Consider the following 6,999-nt stretch of genomic DNA (forward strand, 5'->3'; position numbering starts at 1 on the left):
CCTCTAAAATAAGCGTGTTCTTTCCACCGCCTTTCGCTTTCTTAAGGCCTTCGGCTTCTCTGAAAATATCAAGCATCTTTTCAAAAGGTGATCTTTTAACGCCTGTTAAACGACGAAATTTTTCGTCTTCTATATTTTTTATGGTTTCCTCGTTCATAACAGATCCTTCTATAGAGCGTTTACATCAAACTTTAAATTTAATCTAGTTTCTCAAGAGGTCTAATATAAAAAGGGCTCAAAATCTAAAGAATAAATTTTTAATTGATCCCTCAATATGCGTTACATAATGCTATCAGTTCCTGCAACATCTCACTGAGTTTTCTATGCTAAAATAACATTAATTGTGCTCTGCCATATGACTGTATCAATCTATCATGAGCTAATAGCTCGTAAAAAAACCCCAATACATGCGCTATTTCTAAAGCATCTGCCACATTTTTTTCAGACTCGCACTGTCTATAATTCTTTAGGCAGGCATCCTTGGCCTTTAAGTATGCCGTATCTTCATTGGTTAGCGCATGGTGCTTTTTTATTATATTCAGAAAATTCAACAGTGAAAAAAATGGATGTGAGATGGAGATTTCACCGAGATCAATAATAGTAATAGCTTTTGATTGATCGTCTATCAGGGGGTTATTGTCATTAAAATCAGGTTGGACAAAGGTTTCCTTAATGGCATAACCGGATAATCTTTCGCATAAATCAGTTATCTTTGGATACAGCTTTTCTAATTTGTTTACTTCTAATTCAGCCAACCCATCAGCTATAAACAAATCCTTCTGTGAGATTGCTTGCTGATATACCTCAGGCAGTTTGTTTAAGTGCCAATCTGGAACACCGATATTAATAAAATCATCAACATGATCTGCACCTGTTATTTGAAGAGCAGTAAATTGTTCGACTGCTTTTCAAAGCAAGTCAGTATCAAACTTCTTTTTCAAAATACTACGCAAAGACGTGCCAGCATCTTTCATCAAAAAGCAATGTAACTCAGCATTATGCGCAATAACGGTAGGCACCGGTGCACAAAATGGGTCATGCAGTATTTTGATAATTTCAGACTCTAAGGCAATAAGCGCTGGGGTAATTTTAAGATAAAAAAGTTCATCCCCTGATTCTTACCACACTGGACCAAGGCATTTTCACAACGATCTCTTCATTAAGTTTAGTTTGTTGTAGAGCTGTCATGGCCCATTCAATCATTTCAGACTGGATCAATGCATTCTGCGCAAGCTCTACGGCCCAATACGCGGTTGTCCAAGGAGCGGGTTTAACTATGCAGTTGATGGTTTCGTTCTTTCTTTGAAACACTAGAGAATGACAACCATTTTTATTTGTCTTAGACCATGCATGATGGAGCGCGCTATGACATGCTTGGTCACCTAATTTCGGTGGATATTGAATGCTATATTCAGTATCCTTGTGTGTTACAAGAAAGCGAATGCAGGATCTAGGTTCGATCGAACTTTCAAAATAATACTCGACTTCTTGAATATTTTGAGGGTCTTGGCCAAAAAAGAACACGCTATCAAGCCTATAATCTTTGATTGAGGTATGCATCAACCAGTGTCCAAGCAGCACTATCTCTAAAAAAGCAGCATCATGGGGGTAGCACCGAAACGTCTTACTTCTGGTATGTTTAAAATAACTGGTCAAAACATCGCTCGTTGGGATTTGATGCCGAGCATAAAACATGAGCTCTGTAAAGCTTGTATCTAAAATCATATCCTTTACTTTTCCATTAATGGACACCATTGAACTGACTATCTGCATAATCTCTTGATCGTCGAATGTACCATGTAGAGTGGTAATCTCAATTTGCATGCGCAGCATGTTAATAGTGGCAGCTGGCTTTCTTCGATAATTCAGGCCAAACCAAAAATAATTATTTCCAATCAAATTAGCGTTTGGGATCAGTATGTTTTCTATAGTTGATATTTCTGCATTTCGCCATAAGCAAAGGTGCTCATAGGCTGGTGGTACCCAATCATATAAAAATTGTTTTATGGATAGCGGTCTGCTTCCATCACTAAATTCTGACCGATGCGAAGATTCTTCGTCAGGTGATTCAGGTCTTATTTTATTTGATAGTTCGATTAACCCATCAGGCAACCTGATTGGCCTGAATAATACAAAATTGCACCACTCTTGTGCCGCATTCCAAGATATATCAATTGGGTCGCTATTTGTAGCTGTTTTAAAAACATAACGGTTTTTTGTCATTTGTTTCCTACAATATTTTTTTCATGTAATAGCGCTTATGACCTGGTATGGTGGGCAATCTTCAAGAACACCAAAAATCTCATAGCCCTGCTTTAAATAAAAATCTTTGACTTGAAAATCGAAGGTGTACATATGTGCCTGTTATAAAGAACTCCTTATAAGTTCATTCACAATCTTAATCTGTCGTTTTCGCTCAGCCTCCCAGGACTCTACAATCGCAACACGAGAGGCTTTAGGATTTACTTTAATGAAATTTTGAGTAAAATTAATATAAGCCCATTCTTCTTTAGGCGTACTACCCATTTCTTGACGCCTGGCGTATTCAGCCTTCCACATAATAGCGAATTCTTGATAGGTGGGCGGATTACCCTCAAGCCAGCGTTCATTGAGCCAATCTATGCCAAAGGCTGTAAAATGAAAATACTCGCCTATTAATTACCTAAAAAATAATCGGGTTTTAAGATCGTTTTTATACGCACCTTTGAGCATTAACACACTAGGCTCTAGTAGGATAATCACACCCACGTTTAGCTTTAGAAATAGCAGGTATTTTTGGCTCTTTAATTATTTCACCCGTACTAATAAAATGCACAATAGGGGCTATTAATGTTATTTTATTACCCTGCGAGGGTACACCCTGCGTCATACACAGCTGACGCAACTCAGCCACGTGTAAAAATAAAAGTGCCTCTTTAAGATTAACCATACAAAATCCACACTTTACTCATCAACACCAATACAACTCAGGGTAACGAAAATATTTAGCTTCACATGTCAGCTTTTTAGAAAACATAACACAACATTCCGGCGTTGCTAATTTAGCCATGTAATCTTTTTCAGCTAAAAATCTATCTGGGCAAAATTGCAAAATAACCTTATCAAAAGTTCCAGATATTAACTCAATAATGTCGATCAATTGGTGTTGTTTTGAACTAATTATTTCCTGAATATATAATGTTTCATTTTTTATTTCAAAAACAATAGCTGTGTTTAATTTTTCCGAATAATATATTTTTTTCTGTAAAGTATTAAAAATAACTAGAGTACTTCCTGCTCCAATAATACTAAACTGATCGCTCAAGGGTACGCGCGTTTTTAATAAATCATGTATTATAGCTAAATCTTTGAGTTCATTAAAATTCAATATACTTAAATCGGAAGTTTTAGACTGAACTTTAATGCTTTCACTCAGTACAAAATCGTATTCCGGCAGCATTGCTTTATAAGGATAATTCTTGTACAAATAGGGCTTTTCAGTAAACAATAGAGAAGAATCCAAATGATCATCTGCGTATTGCATAGTCTCTTGCATCAGCTTCTTAAAATACCCTTTCCCTCTATGCTCAGGTTTAACACAAACACCATGAATAGAAGCTGTTTTATGTTATTCTCCATTCAATCTTAAGGTTATAGGCCATACACCCGCATGCGCGATAATTTTACCCTGCTCTTCTATGATGAAGAGAATCGAAGCTTCAGGCCAAGAGGCTCCGTATTTCATGGCGTTTAATGCAAATTCTTTGCAGCCGGGGAAACACTCATTAATCAAGTTAATACAGCTCTCAAAAAGTTCGGGATCTTTGGCGTAATCGGCAATCATGTCTTCTCTCCTATAATTTCTTTTTCAAATAATATCGTTTATGTCCAGGAGGGCAATCGTCGAGCACCCCAAAAACCTCATAGCCATGTTTTAAATAAAAATCTTTGGCTTGGAAATCAAAGGAGTCTAGATGAGCTAGGGTTGCAGCAAGTTTTTTAGCCTCGTCTTCTACGTGACTGAGTAGTTTACTTCCCAAACCTTTTTTATAATATTTCTGGTCTACAGCCAAAACATCGACATACAGCATACCCCAACAATACATCACAGATGTAATACCAGGGATAATGACACCATTCTCATCTTTTATACAAAAATTTAAATTTATAAAAGGTTGTTCCTGGATGAAGGGTACTTTGCTGTTATTGTATGATGTGATTTTACTTTCTATAACATCTACTTCATGTGTTTGAGCTTTAACAACATGAAATGGAGCAAGATCAAATGATCTAACCCAATCTGACAACTCTTGAGCAACTTCATTTAAAGCATGATTAGTCGTGTCGAGGATTTTGATATTCGCAATTTCTTCATAGGTTCTAAGGGCAGATAATCGGCTAAAATCCATGGGACTTGCAGCATCTTCCTGGATAACGTGTGGCATCCACTGCGGGTCTTGATGATGCATACGAAGCCAAGCGGACCAGTTCAGCATGTTTTGATCAGCGCCATAGGTATTACGTTTTTTGAGCCGTTGAATACGTTCGAAATCGCTAACATCCAAAAGACAAAAAATGACTTTATCTATCTGCTTGGCAGAAGGGCATGCCAGTATTTCGCCTAAAACAATTTGGCCAAGCAAGCAGGCATCCTTGCCTTCACTCAATAATTTCTGTAGCCACTTCTCGGTGGATTCTTGACGCCATTTTTTGTCAGCACCTTCGGGTACACCGATGTCATCAAAATCATAAACAGCGATGGCATCTCCCAACAGCTTTTTTAAATGGGGCATTACCGCTGTTTTACCGCTGCCACTGGCGCCACCTATAAAATATAATTTCATAAAATCTCCCTCATCTTGTCGGACTGACAAGCTCTCTCTATTGCACCATTCGGCAGAAAAACAGGCTGTAAAGCTTCAAAGCATCGCATCCCGTCCTCACCACCTTCATCAGACAGAAAGATGTATTCATAATAATCGCCGATGTCTTGAATAATACGTTCAAAGCGGTAATAGGCGATCACATCCTGATTTATCTTTGTCTGAGTATAACCCTTATAAAACAGTGATTCTCTTTCGGAGACTGTCAGGCCACCATCCCAAATGCCAGCGTCAACAAACATCAAACCACGCTCGACGGGAGCAAAGATGAGCGTATCCCAGTCAACAATATAAAGAGCTACTTTTTTATCAACAATCAGGTTCCAGCCATGCATATCGGCGTGGCATAAAACATAGTCTAGGGGCTGTTTTTGGATCGTGATCGCAAGCTCTTCAGCGCGCTCAACCAGTTTAAGTATTTCGCTGCTTTTTGATTTCAGGAACAGTACCATTTTTACAGCAACAGGCTCTTCAAACACCTCATTTTCAATGCGCCCAAGAAATGATTTGACGGTTTCTCGCCATTTGGAAGAGAACGTTTTCCGCGGTGTGCCACTTGTTAGAGCGTTTGGAATATCAACGCTATGAAGCTTTTTAATGGCCGCCCCAAATTGAGCCCACTGATCTTCTGATAGTTTAGCTTCCACACCATTATGCCCCTCCACATAAGGGTACAGAATTGCCTTGAAGGACCCCAGTCCTGAATATAATTACCCTAGCTTTGTCAGTATAGGTGCTATCACTTGCTTGATACCCAGATCAACCAAATATTTTGGCACTGATACCGAAGCCTGTAAAAATTCACCACTCGTTAATTTGAGGAAATAATCTGATCCGTTATTTGTTGTAACACGATAAACAGCCGTGTTGAAATCAGCACCAAGAAGCAGAAATGCTATCTTTTCCACAGTAAATCCATACGCATCCCGTAAACACGCAATGATTTTTTCATCCTTAAGGTCAGGTTTTATTAGCATTCTTTTTTATCTCACACTATTTTCTAATATTGTCACTGTATTTTTACCTGGATTGATTGCCACCATGACTCCATAAGGCAATATCCACATTGGATCAGAATGACCAAAATCCATACGTGTGACTATTGGGATAGGTGGAATCTTGTATTCCTCGAAGACTTTCAGTAGTGCTTGATCATATTCATAAAAGTGTCCCACCGTCATATACGACCCACCAGGTTTACTCAACAAAATACCACTTAAGCGGCTTATTATGCCTTGAGCTGCTAAGTTTCTCATAAACCTTGTGACAGCAAAAAGTTTTATTCCTTCTTCTGATGTCTCAAGAAACAAAACTGCTCGATCCCATGTAGATAAATCGGGCCAGAGTTCAGTATTATTTAAAAATTGCATAACCTCCAAGCAGCCACCAATAAGCCTACCTTTACACATATGTTTGTTTTCGCCAATGAAATGCCATCCACTTGGCGGATTTAAAGAACGCCTAATACTTTGATTATTTTCATCAGACCAATCCAAAAGTTCTATTGTCCATCCTTCAGTGTTATTAGGAATTGCACCAATTATTTCGCTTGAAAATAAAGTTTTAAGAATGCTACTTATCGTATAATCGCATTGCAACATTTTCAGCAAAAGCTGTCATAACAGATGGGCCATAAAAGGAAGTTAATCCTGCTTTAAGGCACATAAAGTGGGTCACAGTTGTATCAGAATAGCCCATTACCACTTTAGGGTTATTCTTGATAATATTAAAATCAATGAATGGTATAAGGCTAAGAGAATCATCTCCTCCGATATTTGAAATGATCGCTTTGATGTGTGGATCAAGAAACGCGTCCATCAAGTCGTCTGCTCTAGCTTTTGGATTTTGGTAAATCCATTCAGCGCTTTTAAGAGCATGTTTTGTATGAAGAACACGCAATCCAAAAATTTCTTCAAGGCGCTGCTTTCCCACCTAAAAACGATAAGGAAAAGTTGCTGGTCCTCCCCAAGACAAAGTAATTGCTGTAACTGTATCTCCGTCATTTAACTTCGGTGGCTTAATTAGTGGCTGCATTTCTTTCGACTTCTGATAATAAATTAAACTCAAGCATGCCACCTGCAATAATTTCAAATGACTCTTGATCGATTTCTAAAAAGCCATAGCGGAAAACGTATCT

General features: G+C 38.2%; 11 protein-coding genes and 1 pseudogene. All 12 read right to left on the reverse strand.

The window, feature by feature from the left end; translation table 11 throughout:
• Window positions 1-157: pseudogene (locus HCUR_RS09580) on the reverse strand (IS5/IS1182 family transposase); the annotation flags it as partial.
• A gap of 169 nt (window positions 158-326) precedes the next feature.
• Complete coding sequence (locus HCUR_RS04585) at window positions 327-773, reverse strand: hypothetical protein (RefSeq protein WP_104206962.1); 447 nt, start codon at window positions 771-773, stop codon at window positions 327-329.
• A gap of 331 nt (window positions 774-1,104) precedes the next feature.
• Window positions 1,105-2,112, reverse strand: a complete 1,008-nt coding sequence (locus HCUR_RS04590) for a hypothetical protein (RefSeq protein WP_165780760.1) — start codon at window positions 2,110-2,112, stop codon at window positions 1,105-1,107.
• 252 nt (window positions 2,113-2,364) lie between these two features.
• A complete protein-coding gene (locus HCUR_RS04600; protein ID WP_104206964.1) occupies window positions 2,365-2,559 on the reverse strand; it encodes a hypothetical protein in 195 nt (64 codons plus the stop codon).
• Between the two features lie 160 nt (window positions 2,560-2,719).
• Window positions 2,720-2,929 carry an SAP domain-containing protein gene (locus tag HCUR_RS08630; RefSeq protein WP_104206965.1) on the reverse strand — a complete coding sequence of 70 codons (210 nt, stop codon included), beginning with the start codon at window positions 2,927-2,929 and terminating at the stop codon, window positions 2,720-2,722.
• A 21-nt stretch (window positions 2,930-2,950) separates the two neighbouring features.
• A complete protein-coding gene (locus HCUR_RS04610; protein ID WP_104206966.1) occupies window positions 2,951-3,592 on the reverse strand; it encodes a GNAT family N-acetyltransferase in 642 nt (213 codons plus the stop codon).
• Between the two features lie 15 nt (window positions 3,593-3,607).
• Entirely contained in the window at window positions 3,608-3,823 is a 216-nt protein-coding gene (locus HCUR_RS04615) for a hypothetical protein (RefSeq protein ID WP_104206967.1), read from the reverse strand.
• A 10-nt stretch (window positions 3,824-3,833) separates the two neighbouring features.
• Window positions 3,834-4,211 (reverse strand): GNAT family N-acetyltransferase, encoded by a 378-nt coding sequence (locus HCUR_RS10235; protein ID WP_423751894.1) that lies wholly within the window; start codon window positions 4,209-4,211, stop codon window positions 3,834-3,836.
• A gap of 608 nt (window positions 4,212-4,819) precedes the next feature.
• Window positions 4,820-5,560 carry a phosphotransferase gene (locus tag HCUR_RS04625; RefSeq protein WP_341476057.1) on the reverse strand — a complete coding sequence of 247 codons (741 nt, stop codon included), beginning with the start codon at window positions 5,558-5,560 and terminating at the stop codon, window positions 4,820-4,822.
• A 12-nt stretch (window positions 5,561-5,572) separates the two neighbouring features.
• The gene (locus HCUR_RS09585) at window positions 5,573-5,839 is read right to left on the reverse strand and encodes a hypothetical protein (protein ID WP_243397275.1); all 267 of its coding nucleotides are present in this window, start codon (window positions 5,837-5,839) and stop codon (window positions 5,573-5,575) included.
• Between the two features lie 6 nt (window positions 5,840-5,845).
• On the reverse strand, window positions 5,846-6,463 hold the full coding sequence (locus HCUR_RS04630) for a S66 peptidase family protein (protein WP_243397276.1): 618 nt from the start codon (window positions 6,461-6,463) through the stop codon (window positions 5,846-5,848).
• Window positions 6,435-6,761, reverse strand: coding sequence for an LD-carboxypeptidase (locus tag HCUR_RS09590; protein WP_243397279.1), 327 nt, complete (start codon window positions 6,759-6,761; stop codon window positions 6,435-6,437). The genes HCUR_RS04630 and HCUR_RS09590 overlap by 29 nt, the downstream gene beginning before the upstream one ends.
• Window positions 6,762-6,999 lie beyond the last annotated feature (238 nt).

The organism is Holospora curviuscula (assembly GCF_002930195.1).
GTDB lineage: Bacteria > Pseudomonadota > Alphaproteobacteria > Holosporales > Holosporaceae > Holospora > Holospora curviuscula.

Bases quoted from the DNA above. Each gene is read 5' to 3' on its own strand.
- HCUR_RS09585 (WP_243397275.1), bottom strand. From the start codon at position 5,839: ATGCTAATAAAACCTGACCTTAAGGATGAAAAAATCATTGCGTGTTTA.
- HCUR_RS04630 (WP_243397276.1), bottom strand. From the start codon at position 6,463: ATGTTGCAATGCGATTATACGATAAGTAGCATTCTTAAAACTTTATTT.
- HCUR_RS08630 (WP_104206965.1), bottom strand. From the start codon at position 2,929: ATGGTTAATCTTAAAGAGGCACTTTTATTTTTACACGTGGCTGAGTTG.
- HCUR_RS04615 (WP_104206967.1), bottom strand. From the start codon at position 3,823: ATGATTGCCGATTACGCCAAAGATCCCGAACTTTTTGAGAGCTGTATT.
- HCUR_RS04600 (WP_104206964.1), bottom strand. From the start codon at position 2,559: ATGTGGAAGGCTGAATACGCCAGGCGTCAAGAAATGGGTAGTACGCCT.